The following is a 22,133-nucleotide window of genomic DNA, read 5'->3' as shown; positions in this document are numbered from 1 at the left end:
AGAGAGGTTAACGCTTATCTATATAAAGATTGCCCGAAGTTTTTCAAAATGCCGGCTTTCAGAAAGTATAAATACCGGTGGATTTCCATATTGACAGTCTATCTGAATGTATTCACCACTTGAGTTTATTCGCTGTTGAGTCCAGGGATGGTACCATTCCCCTTTGGGTAAATAGACTTTTTTAGTAAACTGAAAAGCTTCCAGAACAGGAGCTACAAGCAAGTCATTGCCAAGCATAAATTGATTTTTTAAGGTATAGGTATATGAATCTTCCGGAAAATTCCAGAATAATGGCCGGATAACCGGTAACCCTTCATTTACATATTGCTGCATAAGCTCTTTAAACAAAAAACGAAGTTCAAAATGTATACTTCCGAATTTTGCAAAAAAACTTTCAATTTCAGTATTATCATAAACTTGTAGATTCCTGTCAGGCATTAGTCCTTCGTGAGTTCTGAAAATCATATTAAAAGTGTTTAACTCTATCCACCTTTTTAACAGGTCTTTCTCTCGTATAATGCTCAGAAATGGTAAATGAACATTTGTATACCCTCCAATATCACTATGGACATTCGATAAGCCTGACATTGCAGAAGAAAGCATAGCTGTGACTACCGAGGGAAGACCGTCATTTTCTCCAAAATCTGTAGTCTGATCGCCCATCCAGATTGCAGCGGCATAATGGGCTGTATTTCTGAACCCTGAACGGTTAAAGAAAACTATGTCTGAAGGATTTTCCGAGGCCTGAATCACTTCATAATTAAGTTTTATCCACTTAGTCGCATATAAATTATGTAATTCTGTGAGATTATTGTTGGCTATATTTTTAATACCGGAAATAGGATACCACTCGCCAAAATCTGCCATCCATCCGGAGAAACCATTACCAATTAGTTCAGTTCTGATTATTTCTTTCATCCATTTTTTAGCTTCTTCATTAAAAATATCCAGCAGATAAAATGTAATGCCCGGATTTCTGAATGCCAGGGGTTCACCATTTTTGCCTTTTACAAAATAGCTGTTTTTAATGCCCTGTTCAAAATAGATACCCGTATCCGTAAAAAAGGGATTTATGTATCCCAGTACTTTAACTCCTTTCTCATTCATGTGTTGATTGAAGTCTTTGAGGTTTCCATAGGAAAGGGAGTCTGCTTTCCAGGTCCACCAAAGTCTTGAACCTATAGGCGTTTGTCTTTTTCCTACCCAATCCTGAATCCACACAGCCGTAACCGGGTTTCCGGCAGCCAATGCACTTTCCGTGACTTCAATAACTTTTTCTTTACCTCCTTGTAAACCCAACCATGTGCCGTAAGCCCACTCAGGCAATTCTCTCATTCTTCCGTTTTTTTGAGTGTAGTTTCTGAGTATATCAGCAGGATTTTTGGCAAAAAGAATATCTATTTCAATTTGATTAGAAAAAACTTCAAAAGAAACTAAATCATCTACCGTCAGATTGAGATAACTCAATCCGTTATTTTTCAAATCATAACCCATGCTCTTTTCAGAAATGCCGATTAGCCAGGGTAAAGGAAAGTAGGTTGAATAGGCATTCCCTTTTATTCCACTAAATGCAGTCAACAAACTCAAGGGCATATCACCCCTTCCGATTCCCTGCTCTTCCACAAAAACCGGGATTCTATGTCCGTTTAATCTGAAATGCGAAAACTGCATACCGGCTCCGTAAAAATGTGTTTTGTTTTCTGAGGCAAGATTCAGACGTACATAATTTCTGTCAGATTGGACAGTGAGCTTCACCTTGTTTTCATGCTTTTCCAACAGTATTGTTTTTTTATCGCCTGCACATTTTCGGTTTTTAGAAATCGTGATAATTTCAAGCTTATTATCATTGATTTTAAATTCATGGAAGTTATAATCGCACCTTTCTTTGAGCTTCGGCTGAAAATGATAGGATGCGTGTTGTTCCCTAAAATATATTGTTGAACGTGCAGTTTCCAAAAGTGCATTTAAAGGGAGTGTCAACTCAAAATCACTTTCCTCTATGGAGATATAAACCAAATCATTATCAATCTCTATCTTCCATTGGACGGACGCTTCAGATACTTTGAGATTCAAAAAGTAAAAGATGGTAGCAATTAAAAGAGGGAAAAATACTTTATTTGGAGGCATTTTTAACTAGTTAATTTCATGCAAAGGAAAAGGAAGTTTTAAAAACATGATGCAAAAGGCCTTTTATTTTTCGGAGTTTTAAAACAAAAGAATTGGTGATTTTAGTTTAATGAATGGGCTTGGATTTAGAATTTATCAAAAAATTAAAACAACTATTCTTAAATAAAGTTAAGGAAATGGTGAAGCTTCTTATTTTTGCAGTACAAAAAATAAAATTATGCCTAAAGTTTTGATAACAGGTGCATGTGGACAGATTGGTACAGAGCTGACTTTAACGCTTAGGAAGCGCTATGGAGATGAAAATGTAGTTACCTCAGATTTTAAAGAACCGGAAAATGAGATTTTTAAAGAGGGCAAGCATTACAAGCTGGATGTTTTAGACAGAAAGCGATTAGATGATATTTTGAAGTTTGAGGAAGTAGATCATATTTATCATTTAGCGGCCTTATTGTCTGCAAAAGGGGAGGAGAATCCTCAAAGAGCATGGGAGATAAATATGAATGGCTTCTTTAACATAGCGGAAGCTTCACGCAAGTTTGAGGTTAAAAAAGTTTTTTGGCCCAGCTCTATTGCTGTTTTTGGCCCTACCACACCGGTAAATAATACTCCACAATTTACGGTAGCAGAACCTACAACAGTTTATGGAATTAGTAAGTTGGCAGGGGAAGGCTGGTGCAACTATTATTATCATAAATTTGGTCTGGACATACGTTCACTTCGTTATCCGGGATTAATAAGTCACAAAACTTTGCCGGGTGGAGGTACTACTGATTATGCCGTAGATATTTTTCACAAAGCGGTAAAAGGCGAAGATTTTGAGTGTTTTTTAGAAGAAGATACGAGATTGCCAATGATGTATATGGATGATGCAATCCGGGCTACCATTGAGTTAATGGAAAGTCCTTCGGAAAATATAAAAGTGAGGACTTCTTATAATGTTACAGCTATTTCTTTTACACCAAAGGAAATTTACAATACCATTAAAAAGTTTTATCCTGAATTTAAAATCACTTACAATCCTGATTTTAGGCAACAAATTGCAGCTTCATGGCCTCAAAGTATTGATGATTCGCAGGCTGCAAAGGATTGGGGCTGGAAGAATGAATTTGATCTGGAGAAAATGACGAAAGTGATGTTGGAAGCTTTAAGTGAAAAAGCATGAGTTTATTAAGAAGGGTAAAATCTTTGTCTTACTACTTCAAAAGCAACCACACCGGTTGCAACACCTACATTTAAAGAGTCAAACTTTCCGGGCATCGGGATAGAAAATATGCTTTTACAAGCGTCTTTTACCTTTTGTGAAATTCCGTGTTGTTCTCCACCCATAACTATAGCTGAAGGTTCTTTCCAGTTTATATCATACATACTTTCTTTACTGCCGGCATCTGCTCCATAAACAGGTATTCCATTGCTTTTTAAAATGTCTAAAATATCAGAAATTGTATTTTCCCTTGCAATTTCAATATTTAAAATAGCTCCGGCAGAGCTTTTTACCGTTTCTCCATGAATTATAGCAGTACCCTTTTTAGGAATAACAATGCCATGAGCGCCACTGCAAAGGGCTGTGCGCGCAATCCCACCTAAATTCCGGGTATCCGTAACATCTTCTAAAACGATTAAAAAAGGATCCTCACCCTTATCATAAATATGATTTATCAGCTGTTGTAAACTAACATAATCGACTAAAGCCATCTGAGCTACAACCCCCTGATGATTGCCTTTAACCATTTTGTTTAGTTTCTGAAAAGGTACACTTTGTAAGGGAATGTTATTATCTGCAGCATATTTCCTTACGGCAGGCATGTCTTTCCATTGCATACCGGCTTGAACCCATATTTTTTCAATAGGTGCAGAGGCTTCACACTGTTCGAGCACCGGAAGCCTTCCGAAGATTAAATCATTATTTTTTGCCATACTTAGGTTTATCGCATTACATTTTGCATTTGCGAAAATTTCTGTGTTAATTCATCGGACATTTCTTCATCATTATACAGGCTTGAAATTCTTAGCAATTCCTGAATAACGGCACCCGCTTGCTGAGCATTTCTGGATTTTGCCGGAGATCTGTTTTCCGGTGCAGAATAATAGTAAAATTCCTGCTCAAACATAGTTGCTAAATCACGGGTAAGGCTTCTGGCTTTTTCTATTTCATCAGCTCTGTAGTAGATTTCCGGATATCTCAGCATGAACATATTGTAAGGTGCATTTTCCTTTGGAAATTGCCTTAAGGATAAATCCAATACTTCGGTAGCTTTTTCTTTCTCGCCTTCATTCACTAAAGCTTCTGCCAATCTGGCTAAGTTGCTTCTTATATTCATCACCATTCTCAGCGTCGTTTCATCTAAATATACATCACCATCCTGAGCATTTCCATAAGCAAACTTATTCACCACATTATCATACATGATATCAGTAGCAACTCTGCCGGCCTGATGTTGACCTGCACGGGTTTCAACAGGAACTAAGCGGTAAGCCATCCCTTCCAGCTGAAAATAATTCTCTAAACCGAGATAGGTGTCAGGACTAACGGATACTGCAAAATAAATAGGTCTTTCCCAAAGATTATTAGCAATAATGTCAAGCGTCATCAGGTCATTCTTTAATAAGGTAGTTTTAGGCAACTCCCAACGAATTTCATCTATGATTTCATCTTCAAAGTTTGAAGAAACAATACCTAAATCTAAAATTTCTTGTCTGTCAACCGGAATAGACAATCTTCTAACCGGAAGATAATCAACCATATTTCCACCTCTGCCTCTGTCAGGTATTCTTGTTCTTGGTTCATCATTGGCGATAAATCGCATAATTTCTTTTATATTGTAATAGCGACTTTGATCAAGCCCTAAAGCAGGATTTTCGGTGAACCTTACAACATCCCGGCGATTTGATAAGTATTGTTCTCTTTCAAAGCTTAGTTTTAATGGAGGAGCTTCGTTTATGTAGTAGTTTAACTGGTCTATATACCAATCCACTCCCAATAAGCTTAGGTTAACTATACGTACATCAGGACGAACCCCATTGACTTCCTGAACATTCCACAATGGGTATGTGTCATTATCCCCCTGGGTAAAGATAACTGCATTAGGTGCCAGCGATTCTAAATAATTGGTAGCAAAATCTTTTACGACAGTTCTTTTTGAGCGATCGTGATTATCCCAACCATTAACACCCATCAATACAGGAGCTATAAGCGCAATTACGATTGCAAGTTGAGAGGCCAATAGTTTAGAAACATAATTCTTTAAAATATGGGCTATTGCGACAACCCCCAAACCGAGCCAAATTGAGTAAGTTATAAAAGAACCAACTGTCGAGTAGTCCCTTTCACGGGGCTCTACAGGAGGCTGATTAAAATAAATTATAGAGATAGCCCCTGTAAATAAAAACATTCCTAAAATGACATAAAAATATTTTCTGTTTTGCCTGAATTGAAATACTAAACCTAAAAATCCAAGTAAAAATGGTAAGGCATAAAACTTCGTATAACCCTTATTGTTTTTATAGTGATCGGGGTACTTATCTAAGGGGCCAATTTTACTTTCATCTATAAAGCGAATGCCGGTTATCCAGTTCCCATGGTTGTTTTGGAAAGTCCCCTGTATATCATTTTGCCGGCCTGAGAAATTCCACATAAAATAGCGGAAATACATATATCCAAGCTGATAATTAAAGAAATATTTAAAGTTGTCGTTCAGGCTTGGATTTTCATTAGCCCCTAAGTTTAAGTGAGCTCTATAGGCTCTGTCATGCCTTTCCTCCTGCCAGTGGCCAAGTCTCGGAAAAATCATTTTATCCTCTGCCGGAAATTCATAAGAAATTCTATTTCCGATGTGCTCATATCTGTCACCTACTTTAAACCAACGCTTACTGCCTTCAATTACATCTTCCGGAAAAGAAGCAAAATGAGGTCCGTAAACTAATGGTCTGTCGCCGTATTGCTCCCGGTTTAGGTATGAATACATACTAAATACATCTCCGGGCTTATTCATATTGATTGGTGGATTGGCATTTGCTCTGATAGAAATGGCGAAGTAATTTGAAAATCCAACCAGCAAAAGCATCATACATAAAGAGACAATTTGAACTTCCCTTTTGTTATTTTTTATTCCGTAATAAACGCCGTAAATTAACAGACCCATTAGAGGAATCATGAAAACTACCAATCCCGAGCCGATAAACCAGCCAAAAGTGTTTACAGTTAATAATTCAAATGGTCTGACGAGGGTTAAAAGGTTAGAAACTATACCGGTGAAAATAAAGGCTAAAACAAATGTACCGATTATAAAAGCGGTAATAATTCCTCTCAGGTTTGTTTTGTAATACTTTATATAATACATCATGGCAATTGCCGGAACCACAAGTATACTCATTAGGTGAACTCCAATGGAAAGGCCAATCATTAAAGCAATGAAAAGCAACCATCTGTCAGCATACACTCTGTCTTCATGATTATACCATCTGACCATTGACCAGAATACAAGCGTCATAAAAAAGGTAGAAAATGCGTACACCTCACTTTCTACAGCGATAAACCAAAGAGAATCAAGAAATGTGCAACTAAGTGCACCAATAGCACCGGCTCCAAAGATTACCCATAAGTTAGGTTTAGTAAACTCTTCACCATCCTGCATAACCAGCTTACGGGCGAAATGTGTGGTAATCCAAAAGATAAATAATACAGCAAAAGAAGCTGAAAATACGGATAGTAAATTAACCGAAAAAGCGACCAAATCCGGATTTGGAGCAAATAAACTGAATATTCTGCCTACAATCATATAAAAGGGCGCTCCGGGAGGGTGCATTACCTGAAGCTTATACGCTGCTAAAATACGTTCACCGCAATCCCACCAACTGGTTGTTTGCTCGGCAGTTAGGGTGTATACTACAAAGGCAATGAAAAAAAATACCCAACCAATTATGTTGTTCCACAACTTAAAACTTTTCATTTATTTCGTTTATTTCTATTAAAACTGAAGGCTAAATTATAACAAATTCGATGCAAAATTAAAATTATATACTTAAAAGCGATTAAATATACTCCTGAAAAAATTTTCTATCTTCCACCTGCTGCCTGAAAGTACCTGTTTGCTTCGGCAGTATTGCCCAAAGCCTGGTGCAATTCTCCTAATAACTGGTAAATCTGACCCACATTCGGATTAATATCCAAAGCCCTTTCAAGGTAAATGATCGCATTATTTAAATCTCCCTGCTGAGAGCTGACGACTCCTGCATAGTAAAGCCCGTTAAAACTTTCCGGATGAATAGCAAGCAAATTGTTCAAATAGGATTGTGCCAATTGTAAGTCTCCCGTATTTAATGCCGCTAATGCAGCTCTTTCCAGCACCACATCATTCAAAGGGTCTTTTTCAAGATAACTCCGGAAATGCTGAAGAGCTGTTGAAAAGTCATTTCTGTTCAAAGCCTGTATCCCCAGGTAATCTTCATTAGAAACTCTTTTAACGACTACTGTAAGCGGCACTCCATCTGCTTCCTCTATATGTATGGTTCCTGCCGGAGGAAAAGCATTTAGTAAAAGATTTCGATTTATAAAACGGGTATAAAAAATAGCATATTCCCATTCCAGCTCTGAGCGACGGTTATAATGCGTGTATGGAACCGTTGTGTTAATAGTGTTTTCCCGGAAGTAATGCCCTACTTCTTTCCAGCAGTTTGTAGTTATAGCTACAGAATCAGGAGTGTTTCTCAATCCTTTTTCATCTATCAGCCAAAACGAAGCCGGTTTAAGAGAGTTCATATAATAGTCGGTTTCATAATTGCCGTAAGCAGATTTTATACCGCCGTTTAAATCATTAAAATATGTTACCTGATGCGGATGATTGGCAATCATATATCTCAGAGGGAATATCATTCCAATTGCCAAGATTATCCAGACTCCGATTTTTAAATTCTTATTTTTTGTCTGTAACAAATTCGCAATTCCTATACCTGCGATAGCCCCTAAAGACGGGTAAATAAACAAAAAGTGCCTCCAACCGTCATAAAGGTTTGATTCTTGATAAATGGCATATAGCGGAGGAAACAAAAACGAAAACAAGAGGATAAAAACCGGAATAAGCCCTGTTTTTTTAAGTAAAGCCGGGATTGAAATACAAAAGATAATCCCTCCTATCAATACAATTTCAGGCACAGTAATGTATATCCAGTGGAAAATATAATCCGGAGGCACCTGATTTGAAGATATGTGTTCCCCTTTATAAAGTATACTCAGAACAGTATGAAAATCTGTCATTTTTGAAAGAGAATACAAAGGGTTATTTATAGGGTCTTGTAAAGCGTAAGGCCAGAAAATGATACCTATTATATATCCGGCTAAACCCACTACAGCCAGTGTCCCGCCAACCGGCACTATGCTTGAGGTCAATTTATTAAAGGTGATTTTTTTTCTTCTCAAAAGCTCCAGAAAAGCCAGTCCTGTGAAAAAGAACATATAGATAAGCACCAATAAACCGCCAATTCGGGCATTTATGGCAAGTCCAATACTGAGCAACATAAAGAAGGCATATTTACTGCTGATTCTCGGAAGTCGTTTAGTGAATTCCAGTATGTAGTATACGCCCATAATGTATGCAAAAGCAAAAGGAATATCTTTTGTGTTATTCATTGCATGTCCGAAAAATCGGGGAGATACAGCCATCAATAGCAAAACGACCAATGCCATTCGCCAACCGCCAAAAAACCGGCCCACCATAGCCGCAAAAAAGATAGCCAGAAAACCCACAAAGGCATTCCAGAAATGCCGGATTGTATAGGGGTCTATATCCGGAAAAGCTCTGACGAAAATGGTATAAAACAATTCAAAGCCACCGGAATAATAAAAAATGTCGTCATAGCTTTGAATTCTGCCTGTTTCTTTAGTGGCGCTATCATCTCCTTTTGCAAAGAAATCAAAAATTTCATTTCCGTATTTATGTTGAATCCATTCATCTCCGGAAATTCCATAGTCTTTACTGAGGAAAAGCATGGTGCAAAGCAAAGCCAAAAAAGTAAAAGCAAATCCTAAACGGTAGATTCCTTTGTTGGCTGCTCCAACAGCTTTTGTATGTGTTTTGCCGCTTAATTCTTTCAGAGGCTCGCTAATGTACCACCTGATTCGGGAAGAAAAGGCAAATGCCAGAACTGAAAAGAAAAACAGAAGTTTATTAATACCTGAAGGGACTTGTTTTTCATCCGGTATATCTACTTCATGGATTGCATATCCTGCTTGAGCAGCCATGTTTAAAGCTCCTGCTTCGGGGTATTTTTTCAGAGGCGGATTGCTAAAAACAGATTTCATGGTTGCTGCCGGCGCTATAGATAAACCGGAGAATATATCTGTGGTTTCTAAAGACGTCAAAATTCTGATTCCAAAATTTCCCAATTTTCGGCTTAAATTCTTTTTTCCTTTTTTAGGATTTGACCTTGTGGCAACGTGAATACCAAAGCTTTTCTTTCGGATTGCTTCTTTAATCAGTTTATCTGCTTTGGGTAATGAAAGCGGGATATTTTCACCAACTATGACTAAATAATCACCATTAGCTTCTTTTGTAAGGGCTGTCAATGCATCTGCTCTGTTCGAAAACTGTTTTTCTGAAACTTTCACTCGTTCACTTTCACTATCCGGTAATTTTCCGTTAGTAGTGGCGGCTAGAAATTCAGTTTTATAGCCGTTATTTGCCGGATAATTTGCCGCTTGTTCATAAAATGTGCGAAGGGTATCGGAGTCGGAGCTTGCGGCAAACAAAAATGATATTAGTTTACTGTTCTCAGTCGGTTTATTTTTTTTCAGATTTTTTTGTTTGTGCATCCCCACAAGTGTTTCAGGTTTTTTAAATAAAAATCAAAGTTAAAAATAATTATAAGACATTAAAATAATGCTAAAAGAGCTGTTTAAATTGTAAAATGTAAATGGATGCTGTGAAATAGCAGAATGTTTTTTTTGAAAAACTTTTTCCTTTTTTCAAAAAAGTGTATTTTTGCAAAATCAATTTTGTCCGATGGTGTAACTGGCAACACGTCTGGTTTTGGTCCAGAAGAGTCTAGGTTCGAGCCCTAGTCGGACAACAAAGGGAAGTCGTTTTTTGCGACTTCCCTTTATATTTTAAGAAAGGAAATTTAAATCTCTTTAAAAAATATACTATTTTTGCACTCCATTTATAAAACATGCAAAAAACCGGATCGGAAATAAGATTGTTTTCAGGAAGAGGTTCAAAATATTTGGCAGAAAAAATTGCCAGACATTATGACCAGCCTCTAGGGGATCTTTCTGTAACTAACTTTAGCGACGGGGAGTTTCAGCCGGTGATTTTTGAGTCAGTGAGAGGCAGCTATTCATTTATTATACAGTCAACTCCGGCTCCTGCGGATAATTTACTGGAATTGCTTATGATAATTGATGCATTGAAAAGGGCATCGGCCAGTTATATCACAGCGGTAATTCCTTATTTTGGTCTGGCAAGGCAGGATCGTAAAGATAAGCCGAGAGTGTCTATCGGTTCAAAGTTGGTTGCGAATTTGATTACAGCAGCAGGAGCGGACAGAGTCATGACGATGGATTTGCATGCAGGACAGATACAGGGATTTTTTGACATACCGGTGGATCACTTGAATAGTTCAGCGATATTTATTCCTTATTTAAAGAAACTTAATTTAGGGAATATAACTTTTGCTTCTCCGGATGTAGGAGGAACAAACAGAGCAAGAACTTACTCTCAGTATTTTAATGCTGATTTAGTGATTTGCGATAAGCATCGAAAGAAAGCAAATGAAGTCTCCGGAATGACGATAATCGGGGATGTTACGGATAAAGATATCGTTTTGGTCGATGACATCGTTGATACTGCCGGAACTTTGTGTAAAGCCGCAGACGTCATGATGGAAAAAGGTGCAAAAAGTGTAAGGGCAATTATTACGCATCCTGTATTATCAGGAAAAGCCTATGAAAACATAAGAAACAGTAAATTAACAGAACTTGTGGTTTGTGATACTATACCTCTTAAAGAGGATTTAGAAAAAATAAATGTTTTATCTGTTGCAAAGATTTTTGCTACAGCCATTCGAAATGTTCACGACCATAAGTCAATCACATCATTATTCATAAATTCATAAAAAAAGCAAAGATGAAAACCATAAAAATTGAAGGAAGCTTACGTAAAGATTTAGGTAAGTCCGCAACAAAAGAAGTAAGAAGAGCCGGAAACATTCCTGCTGTTATTTACGGAGTAGATACTATTGTTCACTTCGCAGCTCCTGCACTTGCATTCAGAGATTTGATTTATACCGGCGACTTTCACAAAGTTGATATAAGTGTAGATGGAAAAAACTATGAGGCAATTTTAAAAGAAGTTCAGTTTCACCCGGTTACAGATAAGGTGATTCATGTTGACTTTCAATTGTTGGTAGAAGGCAGAAAACTAATTACTCACATACCGGTTCGCTTGAAAGGTATACCTGTAGGAGTAAAAACCGGTGGTAAATTAATCACCAAGCTTAGAAAAGTAAAAGTAAAAGCTGTTCCTGCTGATTTAGTTGATGAGCTAACAATTGATGTAACCCCATTGAAATTGGGGAAATCTATAAAAGTAGCTTCTATAGATGCCGGAAACTTAGAAATTTTAAATTCACCTACCATACCGGTAGCTTCAGTTGAAATACCAAGAGCTCTTAGAAGTTCTCAAAGCAAACAAGCTCAGGCAGATGAGGCAGATACAGAAGAAGGAACTGAAGAAGTGGCTTCCGGAGAAGAAGAAGCAAAAGCAGCAGAATAAGAAGCGAATAAAGTATCTTCATTTTAAAAGAGCTAAGCCAATTGGAAAAGCCCGGATTTTATATTCGGGCTTTTTTTTGCATATTTGATTTTTATAAAGCATTGAATAAAATATGAAATACTTAATAGCAGGTTTGGGAAATCCGGGAGCCGATTACGATAACACCCGTCATAATATAGGTTTTAAAGTACTTGATTTTTTGGCTGCGGAAATGGGCGTTTCATTTTCATCTGACAGACTTGCGGATGTTTGTATGGCAAAGTACAAAGGAAGAAGTTTATACTTTATAAAGCCGAATACTTTTATGAATTTGAGTGGTAAGGCTGTAAGATATTGGATGCAACAGGAAAAAATTCCGGTTTCAAACCTTTTAGTTATAGTGGATGACCTGTCTTTACCCTTAGGTAAAATAAGACTCCGCAAAAAAGGCGGTGACGGAGGTCATAATGGACTAAAAGACATAGAAAATTGCCTGGACACTAAAGAATACGCCAGACTCCGCTATGGAATAGGCAACGATTTTCCCAAAGGCAGGCAAGTAGAATTTGTATTGGGAAAATGGAGCAAAGAAGAAGAAGTAATACTCGAAGAGCGCAATCAAATTGCCGTTGATTTCGTAAAATCTTTTGTCAGCATAGGAGTTGACAGAACTATGTCGCAGTTGAATAATAGTTGATTTACCTATCAGACCAAATAGCTAATTCATTTCCTGCCGGATCGATAAAATGAAATCTTTTTCCGCCGGGAAAGGAGAAAGTATCTATTGAAATTTTTCCGCCAAATTGTACTATTTTCTTTTGAATACTTTCCAGGTCTTCATGATATAAAACAACCAGTGCCCCTTGTGTTATTTCCTTGTCAGTTTTTTCAAAACCTCCTTCGAGGCCGCTTTCAGAAAATGCCACATAAGTCGGACCGTAATCTGTAAATTTCCAACCAAAAGTTTGGCTGTAAAAGTCTTTTATTTCATCCAGATTACCCGCTTTAAATTCAACGTAATTGATGAGATTGTTTTTCATATTTTTATTTTACTTAAAATGATAAGTCTTTTAAAATAGTATTTTGCTTAAATCAATTTCGCATCCACCCAAAACACAGAATTTACATTAACCGTATGATTTTGATCAATAAATTGTCTGTTAATGGTATTTACCCGAATGGAAAATTCATCTTTTTTAATGTATTCCTGCAAATCCTCATTAATGGTTTCAAGTTCAAGGACGCTTGATGCATTTTGGGGTATGTCTTCTTTCCAGGCTATTTTCTTTTCAGAAAGGCCGTCGGCATTTATATAGATAGTGATTGATTTGAGGATGTCAAAGTTTCCATTTTGAGGAGAAGTAATGGTAAGTGTAAGTTCTTGCAATAGAATTTCTCTGATGAGGTCTTTTCTGGTGTCATTTACCCTGAACTTAGACTCAGCATCCGTTTCCACTTCTGGAGAGAAAATGTTTAAAGGCAAATTTAAACCGGAGGAGGAGGGTATTACAACTGTTTGATCGTATTCTATTTCGAACTGTGTCAATTTTTTACAGGAAAAAAAAGTAATGGAAAGCAGCATCAAGAATGTTATGGTAACTGTTTTGTACATAGTGTTTGTTTTATTTAAAAATTTCAGCGTTTGTTTTTTATCTCCATCAATGTTCAATTTTTTAAATCCCTAAAGTTATCAGGTGTTTTACTTTATGATAAGTCAAAGATGCTTTTATGCACTCTTCCATTCCGGGGCAGGGATTACTGAAACTTTCACATAATTATTTTTTACCGGCTTATTACGATTTTTTAAGTTATTAAACTTAGAATCCATCAGCAAAATTACGAATAAGCTGAAATATATAAAAAACATATGCTTCCAAAGGAATTTCGGGGGAGGTGAGGTTACCGGCAGTTTGTATTAGAAAAAGCAAGCGAAATCAATTTAGTTACTTTTTGTAGAACTACTCAAAAACATTAAATTTAATTCTGTCAACAGTTCCTTTGTAATATTCAAAATCACCTTCCGGTAGATGCCACACAACTTTCACTTTCTCGTTTATTTTTAAATCTCCTTGCATTTTATAGCTTTCCACTATAGCTGAAAACTTCACTTTTTTATATTTATTTTTCCCTATGGAAAAAGGCCGGTCATCTGTCTCAAAATGTGTAAATAATCCATTTTCATCAAAATAAAAGATACCTCTTACTTCCAATCCGCCGTCAAGAAGTGTTCCTTTGACTGCATTTTCACTGATTTGTTCCCATTTTACATTATCGGATAAAAGATAACCGGGGATAAACATAAATTCGCAGAATGTTGTAATCAAAGCTGCCTGAGCCGTTTCTTTGCTATTGTCAAAAACTACCCGAATAAGATTCAGCAGTTTTCCATTCATTTCCCCATAGCCATCCCGGTATAAGTCGCGAGCAGCCACCGGCATAGTTGTAAATTTCATGTGAGCAACCCGTCCTATGGGTTTTACGGAGTTAAACTGAGTAGTATTCAATTTGCCCCAATCTTTTTTGGGTGACATTCTTAAGTAGCTTTCTGTCCAGTAAACATTTGCATTCACCGGTACAGGTGTATTCAGATAGCCACAGTTTCGAAGATAGTTTTTCAGAGTTTCCGGTAAATCGCTTATTAATTCTTCAGTAAATATTTCTGTTTTGTGGGACTTGTTTCGTTTCAGTAATGAGGCTTTGTCTTTTAAAAATACTTTTTTCATACTGTTATAAATTGTGAAGAAAATACAAATTAAAAATAGGAAAATAATTTAAACCTAAGCCATTATTAGTATTTTGAAAGTTAAAACAGAAAAGTGCAGCAAACATTGTTCACTGCACTTTTCTATTTTAAGTATTTTTAATACTTGGTTTCACACTTTTTGTCTTCTACTATGAAATGTGATTTTAATTTGTCACAACTCGTTTAGAAGTTTTCGCATGTTGAAGGTGACTTCTTAAAACCGGAAGACTTTTATTGGCCCAGGCTCTTATTTCCTGATCTTTAGACTCTTCAGAGTTTTTTTCAAACATATCAATTGCGTCCTCATGGCTATCAACCATCAGCTTGCTATATGCCTGATCAAAATCTTTTCCTGACTTTTTATTAAGCTTATCCCAAGCCTCCTGAGAGTCGTGCGTGATAGTCGTTGGAATTGAAATGGATTTAGATCTTGCCAGTAACTGAAGTTCACTAAAAGATTTGCCATGCTCTTCTTCCATTTTTATGCCCATTTCTTTGACATGACTAATAGTACCTTTTTTTTGGGCTAATTTTCCTAAGCTGATCATTTCCAATTGCATTTCAGCGGCTTCCACCAAAAACTTAGCGTCATTTTCACTTTTAACAATAACGACATTAAAATCATCAGAAGTCATTTTTGCGAGATTTTCTCTCTCTGCGACCTTTTTTGAATCCAGGGTTTTGTTTTGAGTGCAAGATGTTGCCAGGAATAAGACACCTGTAATACATAAAGTGTGTATCAGGGTTGTTTTTACATTTGTTAGATTAAACATTATTAATTGTTTTATTGAGAATAAAAAAATGCAAGGGATTATCTAAACCCCCTTGCTTAAGTGAATTTTTTAAGATTTTATCTGTGAATTTCATGGCCTTTATTCGTCTTCCAGTTGTCTTCTAAATATTTGGCATCTTCTTCATTTTTAGGAGTTACCGAAATAACTACATTGCCTTCTTTAATGCCCGACTCATAAAGTTTTGCTCTTGCTTCCGGAACTCCAAGACCAACCATTGCACCGATAGCACCACCTGCAAGCCCACCTGCTCCGGCTCCTGCTAATCCTGCAGCTATTGGGCCTGCGATTATAATTCCTAATCCCGGGATTAGCACACTGGTTCCTATGGCAGCTACTACACCACCAATTGCACCAATTGTACCACCGATAGCAGAGCCTTTACCGGCATGTTCTGCCGCTTTGGTTCCGATTTCAGTTTTTTTGGTTACATCATCTTCGTAATGGGTTTTTCGGGTATCTTTAGACATCAGTAAATTAATTTCATCTTTAGTATACCCTCTTTCGTTTAGCGTATTGTAGGCACTTTCAGTACTTTTACGGTCACTAAACATACCTGTCATTACTCTTTTTTCTGAATTTCTGTCATCTTTTAAATTTTCCATTTTCATTTTTTTTTGATTAATAAATTTCGATACTGTGATTCTTTTATACAATTTTGCTGCTTACTGCATTGCTCTTGTAAGCTTTTACTTTATCAGCGTTTATCTTGCCGGCAATCATTGTAAAATCTTACATCTCAAACAGGGCTTTGGATTTTAGCTAATTAATTATACAAAGATGAATGTGAAACTTGCCTTCAGTGTTATATGATTACTGAAATAAATTACATCTTTTGTATATTTATGCTAATTGTCTTATCTGGGGAAAAAATAATGACTAATTTGAAGAAAAATGATAAGATTTGTAAAGAAGCTCTTATAGGAATGTATACTGCAAGATGTAATATGAAACTCATTGAATAAGATACCGGAGAGGTTTATTTTTATGTGCTTAACAAAGATTATGGCTAAAAAAGGATAGTGGATTTTTGACTTAAAACTTATCTGACAGACTTTCTAAAATCATTTGCTTTTTTGTTGAAATCCGGATTTTCTCCAAATTCTATTATCCGGCATACATTACCATTACAAACTTTGCAGTTGCCTTCAATCATGATGTCATTTCGCGAATCCAATATATATTCTTTGATTTCCACTCCTTTTTTACAAGAACTGAGACAAGTACTACAAAAGACGTTATTATTATCAAGCATGAATTCTAAAGTCTCCTTTTCTTCATCATTTAGCAAGATATTAATCTGAAAGGCATTAAGCTTAATTTCCGGTTGATTTTCCATTAAATTGATTTTGGTAAATGATAAACAGTATCAATATGGTTTGATCTGTGATGAAGAATTTGAAGGTAGTCATTTATTGCTTCCTGATATTCAATTTTATAATCCTCATGAAGTTTTTTGGTTACCACATTTATCAAGCGTTTAAGAATCATAGCGACCTTAGTATCGTATTGCGTAAAACAAGTTCCAAACATCATGGGTGTCAAAGAAAAAGGAACTTCCAGCACATATAATAACAAATCTGCCTCTAAAGCTTTGTTTTTTGAGATTTTAGTAAATTCATTAATTCTTTTAATACAGGCTCCCAACATGTTTGCCAATTGCAGTTCCTGTGAAAAACCTTTAAATCTTTTTCGAAAAATCACTTCCAGATCATTTTTTGTAGCTTCAAACAATTCATTTTCTCCAAGCTCTTTATCGAGATAGTTGATGAAAATATAATCATAAACTAATTTTTCTTTAGAAGCAAGTTTAACTACTATATCTTGAAGAGTCGAGTGATCCAGTTTTTTAATTTGCTCCTTAGTTGCTTTATCCAGTATGGGCATTTTAAATTTTTTTTCGATTACAATTATAAAAACTATTTAAAAAAGGAATCCTAAGAATGGATTTTGTTATTAAATTTCTATCTTTTATCTAGTTCATAGCCTTTAAATACTGACTCCCATTTATTAGACACATCATTATTTATTAATACACTTTCTTCATTGGCAACTTTTTGCCCTTCCTTCTTATTGAAAGACAAAAAGTTAAAACTACCTTGTATGTAATAGTCGTCATCTTTGATAACTAATTTTCTGTGAGTACCTGTCATTTGGTAGTTTTGTTTACTCTGGAAGTGTGTTGGCAAATGAATTAAGTAAAAATTCTTGTTGTATTTTCTTTCAAGGTTTCTAAGTTTTTCAATAGTGCCAAAATGGTGTTCGTCATTACTTTCAATGCCATATAGAATAATTACTGAAATTCCCTTTTCTAAAGCATTTTCGATTGATTGAATGTACTTCAAAGTTGCTTTCTTAATCCAAGGGCTTTCAATAAGTATTTTGTTTTTTACAGTTCTTAGTGCTTCTTCAAATTTCGCTTGTGTTTCCCAAACAGAAAGAGTTTCTGTGGTTGAAATATTAGTTTGAGCTGTTTCTTTGGCTTGGAATTCTTCTAAAACTTCATAATCGTCTTCTTCGATTTCAGCTAAAACTGTTCTTTCTGATTTAGAAAACTGGTAAAGTATTGTGGGGTATTTCTTCGATAGAACCTTTGTGAGCCGCTTTTCAAGTTTAATTTCCTTCTCAAAATTTCTTACTTCAATAAATGGTTCAAGTTCATTCTCTTTGCCTTTGCGTGGAATGTATTCAATTAGGTAATAGTCGTTATACTCTTTTTTGTCAAAGAGAATTTTATTCTTGTCATAGTCAACAAGAAAAGCCTTCCCATTATTTTGCCGTTTGTAAATGTCAGACAACTGTTCGTTTTTATCATTTAAAAGTTCAGGGCTTTTATGTTCAAAATCAAACTCAGAGGAAAGTTTGTTTTCAATGTCTTTTTGAGAATTAAGTCTGAATTCTTTTGACACTATATCATTTGAAACAGTATCAAATAAGAACTCAAATTCTTCTTCTTCAAGAATTTTAAGAATCGAGTTGTCTTTTATAAAGTCTTTGCCTTGGTCCGTTACAATCCAATTACCTGATGTTAAATCTGCAAAGCCCCTTTCTCTTAAAAAATAGAGTTCACGCAAAATAAAATCTTCTTTATGTAAACCCAAAAATTTTATCAGGTCATCTTCTTTGGTGTATCCTTCTAAAATTGTTTTTAACAAAACAGAGTAAATCTGCTGTATTGATTTTTCAGGTGATTTGTTAACAGTTGCATTGATCCGAATACGTCTAAATGGATATGCAAATAGAATTATTTCATTGATTCTATAATCACTAGCACACTGCTTTTCAAGTTTTTGATGTATTTCTTGTATTTTCATTAGAATATCTGTTGAATATTTTTCACAATCCACTCCTTTTTTATCTCCTTTAAGTATTTTTGAAGAGGTGGAATAGAAGGAGTACAATCATTGTTTGAATTTGACTTTACTTGAACAAGCCAATCATAATTCCCAATGATAATGAGTAGTTTTTTATGTCTCGAAAGTGCCACATTTATTCTGTTTGCATTAGCTAAAAATCCTAGCGTGTTTTGCTGGCTTCTAACTAAATCAAAAATGATAATATCCTTTTCTAAGCCTTGAAATTTGTCAACAACCGAAATAGCTATATCAGATGTTTTAATTCTTTTAAGTTGCTTGTTATAAAGCTCTTTCCGAACAATTTTTTTAATCTCTCTTAACTGTGCCGTATAACCTGTTATGACTCCAAGAGAATAGTCTTTGACTTTGTCATACTTATCTAGCTCCAAAATCAATTTTGGGATAAAACTTGAGCTTAATTTATTACGAGACGAACCACTACTATCAATTTCGCTTTTATGAGTATTACCAATATCTAAAAATATAATGGAGCTGTCCACTTTAATGTCAAGGTTATGTTCTTTATCCTTAGTTCTCTTGATAGGCTCAATTCGTTCATTATATGGCTCATAGAAACATTTAGAGGTAAGTAGAACGGCATCTTCGGGCATTCTTCTACATTCTTCGAGTTGGCTTTTGAAATCTTCATCTATTCGAGTAATGACTTGCTCAAAAATACTTGGTCTATTGAAGTAATCATCCCAACTGTCAAAATCATCTGAATCTGATTTGAATTTATTTCTTAGCCATTTTTCAACTTCACGGTTTGCGGTAAGCATTGGTCTTAATTGTCTATGGTCTCCAACTAAAACCAATTTTTCAGCTAAAACAATTGGAATCAATGCTTCTGCGGTTGTTGCCTTTCCGCTCTCATCCATTATCACATAATCAAACTCAAAGTTGTACTTAGCATATTTTTTTGATGCGATATGATTTGTTGTTGCTCCAATAACTCTAATACTATCAATCAGTTTTTGATTTACGGTGCTATTCTCATCTAATGAACTTATAGCAGCAAGCCAATCAATTTGAATTTGCAGTTTTCTGAAAAAAGATAAAATTCCGCAATTAGTTTGTTTGTCAAGAGCATTAAGTAAGGTGTCTTGATTTTGAAGTGAGTTGTTTATACTTTCAAATCCTTTAATGCGTTCGAGCAATTTCTCTATTTGTGCTTTTTTGGTTTTCCAATCTTTTTTATCAATCAGAATATTCACTATTGATTTGAGCAATACATTTTCTTTTTCAATTTCTTGAAGAAAGTTGGTTTCCAATTTTTTCCATTCGTTTTGTGCTTTTTTCTTAACTTCTTCTTTCCAACCTTCAATTTTTCGTTCTAAAGTGTGCTTTTTTAATGATTGTTTAGGTTTTCTTACTCCACTCAATCGAACTATTGGAATTTCTTTTTCTAAAAGGTTATCCAATACATTGTCAACAGCATCATTTGTCTGTGATGTAATGAGGATTTTTGCATCAGGATTTTTGTCTAGAATTTGAAATACAATTTCTGTAATTACTGTGGTCTTACCTGTTCCCGGAGGACCTTGTATTACGGTTAATGGTTCTCTTTGAATCGCATTTAAAATTGCTCTAGTTTGGTTTGAACTATAACTTAATTTAGTTCCTTCTTTATCTGTTTGAAAGACTTTTTCAAGTTCATATTGCTCTAAATATTTTCCTTGCAAGTCCGTTGGATTAAATAAGAAGTGAATTAAATCTCTGTTTTGAACTTCATTATATTCAACTTTTCTTATTGCTTCCTGTTGCCGCTTTTTTTCTTCTTCTTGTTTACTTATGTTCTCAAAGAGATACCCATTTTTGGGTATTTTCTCAAAGTCTAAACGCTCACAATCTTTGAATTTGAACACTCTACTTTTTGTATTAAAGTCAAAAGCAACACCCGAAAATTTCAAAGGCTCTTTCATTTGCTTTTTATCAGCCGTTTGACTCAAAATGTATTCAAATTCTTCTGGGTTTGGTGGTGTTGCTTTGTCAATGTGAGAAAATATATGTCCGTTCCTGGAATACTTTTCGTTCTCTTGAATTTTAAACCAAATTTCAAATTCTCCTTTCTTTTCAAAAGTGTCATATCTCAATCTCAGAGAATTTTCTTCCAAGACTTTCAATTCTTTTTCAAGTAGTTCTTTGAAAAAAAGAAGTTCTTTATTGATCTCAATTTTCCCTTTTCTGTATTCTCCTTCGTGTTGTTTTTCCTTCTGTGCCTTCTTTAAGATTGTTGTTAGATTAAAACTTGGCCGGTATGAATATGAAGGTTCTGAAAAATTCAAAGGCAGTCCGAAATCTACTCCGTATTTCTGCACTCTTGAGTATTTTGATGGATTTTGTTCTTTGCGTTCACTACTTCTAATTAGAAGTTTCTGTTCACCAATGAGCCACAGACAATGAAGCCAATAGTTTTCTGTTGCAATATCAAGTAAAATGTTATCCCCTGATTTAGGACTAACATCAAACTTGGGTCTTATTTCTGGATTATTTAACTCATTCAATATATCTTTATTGCCATCAGTAACAAAAACAACGTTTTCATTGTCGAAAACAATAGTTGAGGAAATTCTTCCTAATAATTCGGATAAAGAGTTATAGTTAATTCTGCTAGATGGTTCTTGTCTGCAAGTGCTATCTATTAATAGTTTAATGTCATGGTATTCTGTAAGGTCTTTTTGTCCGAAATACCATTCAGTTACTTTCCCCATTGAATAAATGTCAGTTTGGTATGGAAAACCTCTTGGTATTTTTCTATTCCATTTTTCAGGTGCTGCAAATTCTTTGGCAAAAATTTCGAGGTTTTGTTCTTGACTTAATGTTGATGATATATCGGAAATACCAAAGTCAATCAGATAAAAATCAAGATTTTCATCTACTAATATGTTTGCAGGAGTTATGTCTCCGTGCGATAATCTGTGATTTTGTTGGAGTTGTTGAAGACAGCTGATAATCTGCTCTATTCCTTTAAGAAAGAAAGTTGGCTTAATGTCCCAAATTCGTTCTTCGAGTGATTGAGCATTTTTGTATTCAAAAATAATACAGTAAGCGTCTTTACTTTCATCCCATTCGTATTCAACAATATTTGGTAACGATGGATGTACCGCTTTCTTTAAGTGTCGAAGTTTGTCAAATAAGATTTTACTTGGTTGAGAGTTTCGCTTTATGCCACTTATCCATTTCGCAAAAAAAACTTCACCATTTTCATTTTCAACTTGCGCTGTCAATGAGTAGCCCCTTTTTTGAATTTGTCCGTATGTCTGGTACTTGTTTAGTATCATTTTTCGTCTTGTACTGTCGGTTTTTAATATGGTGGCTAACGTCCCGCGCATAAGCTTTGTGGCGAAGTTAAAAACCGCTCGCCTTTCGGTTA

At 35.4% G+C, this 22,133-nt stretch carries 17 protein-coding genes, 1 tRNA gene and 1 pseudogene; 5 read left to right on the top strand and 14 right to left on the bottom strand.

The genetic code is table 11. The annotated features are described in order from the left end of the window. Positions 1 to 18: 18 nt before the first annotated feature. A complete protein-coding gene (locus EA412_14330) occupies positions 19 to 2,127 on the bottom strand; it encodes an alpha-glucosidase (GenBank protein ID TVR76128.1) in 2,109 nt (702 codons plus the stop codon). Between the two features lie 217 nt (positions 2,128 to 2,344). Here EA412_14330 and EA412_14325 point away from each other — a divergent pair, with 217 nt between their 5' ends. Further along, positions 2,345 to 3,289: an NAD-dependent epimerase/dehydratase family protein gene (locus tag EA412_14325; protein ID TVR76127.1), complete on the top strand. Its 945-nt coding sequence runs from the start codon at positions 2,345 to 2,347 to the stop codon at positions 3,287 to 3,289. Positions 3,290 to 3,294: 5 nt separating this feature from the next. Here EA412_14325 and rlmB read toward each other — a convergent pair whose 3' ends face one another. The 3 genes from rlmB to EA412_14310 all read right to left on the bottom strand — a co-directional run bounded on the left by rlmB (position 3,295) and on the right by EA412_14310 (position 9,931). Next, entirely contained in the window at positions 3,295 to 4,041 is a 747-nt protein-coding gene (gene rlmB / locus EA412_14320; protein ID TVR76126.1) for a 23S rRNA (guanosine(2251)-2'-O)-methyltransferase RlmB, read from the bottom strand. 8 nt (positions 4,042 to 4,049) lie between these two features. Continuing rightward, a complete protein-coding gene (locus tag EA412_14315; protein ID TVR76125.1) occupies positions 4,050 to 7,073 on the bottom strand; it encodes a DUF2723 domain-containing protein in 3,024 nt (1,007 codons plus the stop codon). Positions 7,074 to 7,180: 107 nt separating this feature from the next. Further along, positions 7,181 to 9,931 (bottom strand): hypothetical protein, encoded by a 2,751-nt coding sequence (locus EA412_14310; protein ID TVR76124.1) that lies wholly within the window; start codon positions 9,929 to 9,931, stop codon positions 7,181 to 7,183. A 184-nt stretch (positions 9,932 to 10,115) separates the two neighbouring features. Here EA412_14310 and EA412_14305 point away from each other — a divergent pair. The 4 genes from EA412_14305 (at position 10,116) to EA412_14290 (ending at position 12,567) form a co-directional block, all read left to right on the top strand. Continuing rightward, positions 10,116 to 10,191 (top strand) — tRNA-Gln (locus EA412_14305). Positions 10,192 to 10,287: 96 nt separating this feature from the next. Then, positions 10,288 to 11,232, top strand: coding sequence for a ribose-phosphate pyrophosphokinase (locus EA412_14300; GenBank protein TVR76123.1), 945 nt, complete (start codon positions 10,288 to 10,290; stop codon positions 11,230 to 11,232). A gap of 11 nt (positions 11,233 to 11,243) precedes the next feature. Further along, on the top strand, positions 11,244 to 11,891 hold the full coding sequence (locus EA412_14295; GenBank protein ID TVR76122.1) for a 50S ribosomal protein L25/general stress protein Ctc: 648 nt from the start codon (positions 11,244 to 11,246) through the stop codon (positions 11,889 to 11,891). Positions 11,892 to 12,003: 112 nt separating this feature from the next. Then, complete coding sequence (locus EA412_14290) at positions 12,004 to 12,567, top strand: aminoacyl-tRNA hydrolase (protein TVR76121.1); 564 nt, start codon at positions 12,004 to 12,006, stop codon at positions 12,565 to 12,567. Position 12,568: 1 nt separating this feature from the next. Here EA412_14290 and EA412_14285 read toward each other — a convergent pair whose 3' ends face one another. The 10 genes and pseudogenes from EA412_14285 to EA412_14240 form a co-directional block, all read right to left on the bottom strand. Further along, a complete protein-coding gene (locus EA412_14285) occupies positions 12,569 to 12,910 on the bottom strand; it encodes a VOC family protein (GenBank protein TVR76120.1) in 342 nt (113 codons plus the stop codon). Between the two features lie 47 nt (positions 12,911 to 12,957). Next, positions 12,958 to 13,482 (bottom strand): hypothetical protein, encoded by a 525-nt coding sequence (locus tag EA412_14280; GenBank protein ID TVR76144.1) that lies wholly within the window; start codon positions 13,480 to 13,482, stop codon positions 12,958 to 12,960. Positions 13,483 to 13,543: 61 nt separating this feature from the next. Continuing rightward, positions 13,544 to 13,618, bottom strand: a pseudogene (locus EA412_14275) (DUF1801 domain-containing protein). Positions 13,619 to 13,828: 210 nt separating this feature from the next. Beyond that, positions 13,829 to 14,593 carry a hypothetical protein gene (locus EA412_14270; protein TVR76119.1) on the bottom strand — a complete coding sequence of 255 codons (765 nt, stop codon included), beginning with the start codon at positions 14,591 to 14,593 and terminating at the stop codon, positions 13,829 to 13,831. 184 nt (positions 14,594 to 14,777) lie between these two features. Continuing rightward, a complete protein-coding gene (locus EA412_14265) occupies positions 14,778 to 15,386 on the bottom strand; it encodes a DUF4142 domain-containing protein (GenBank protein TVR76118.1) in 609 nt (202 codons plus the stop codon). Positions 15,387 to 15,463: 77 nt separating this feature from the next. After that, positions 15,464 to 16,009, bottom strand: a complete 546-nt coding sequence (locus tag EA412_14260) for a hypothetical protein (GenBank protein TVR76143.1) — start codon at positions 16,007 to 16,009, stop codon at positions 15,464 to 15,466. Between the two features lie 437 nt (positions 16,010 to 16,446). Continuing rightward, positions 16,447 to 16,743, bottom strand: a complete 297-nt coding sequence (locus EA412_14255; GenBank protein TVR76117.1) for a hypothetical protein — start codon at positions 16,741 to 16,743, stop codon at positions 16,447 to 16,449. Next, complete coding sequence (locus tag EA412_14250) at positions 16,743 to 17,291, bottom strand: hypothetical protein (GenBank protein TVR76116.1); 549 nt, start codon at positions 17,289 to 17,291, stop codon at positions 16,743 to 16,745. The genes EA412_14255 and EA412_14250 overlap by 1 nt, the downstream gene beginning before the upstream one ends. Positions 17,292 to 17,368: 77 nt before the next feature. Then, positions 17,369 to 18,718 carry a hypothetical protein gene (locus EA412_14245; protein ID TVR76115.1) on the bottom strand — a complete coding sequence of 450 codons (1,350 nt, stop codon included), beginning with the start codon at positions 18,716 to 18,718 and terminating at the stop codon, positions 17,369 to 17,371. Then, on the bottom strand, positions 18,718 to 22,041 hold the full coding sequence (locus EA412_14240) for a serine/threonine protein kinase (GenBank protein TVR76142.1): 3,324 nt from the start codon (positions 22,039 to 22,041) through the stop codon (positions 18,718 to 18,720). The genes EA412_14245 and EA412_14240 overlap by 1 nt, the downstream gene beginning before the upstream one ends. Positions 22,042 to 22,133: the final 92 nt, after the last annotated feature.

This window comes from Chitinophagaceae bacterium (assembly GCA_007695095.1).
Taxonomy (GTDB): Bacteria; Bacteroidota; Bacteroidia; order Chitinophagales; family REEL01; genus REEL01.
The sequence above is the reverse complement of the archived record's forward strand: the minus strand, read 5'-3'. Positions and strand labels throughout refer to the sequence as shown.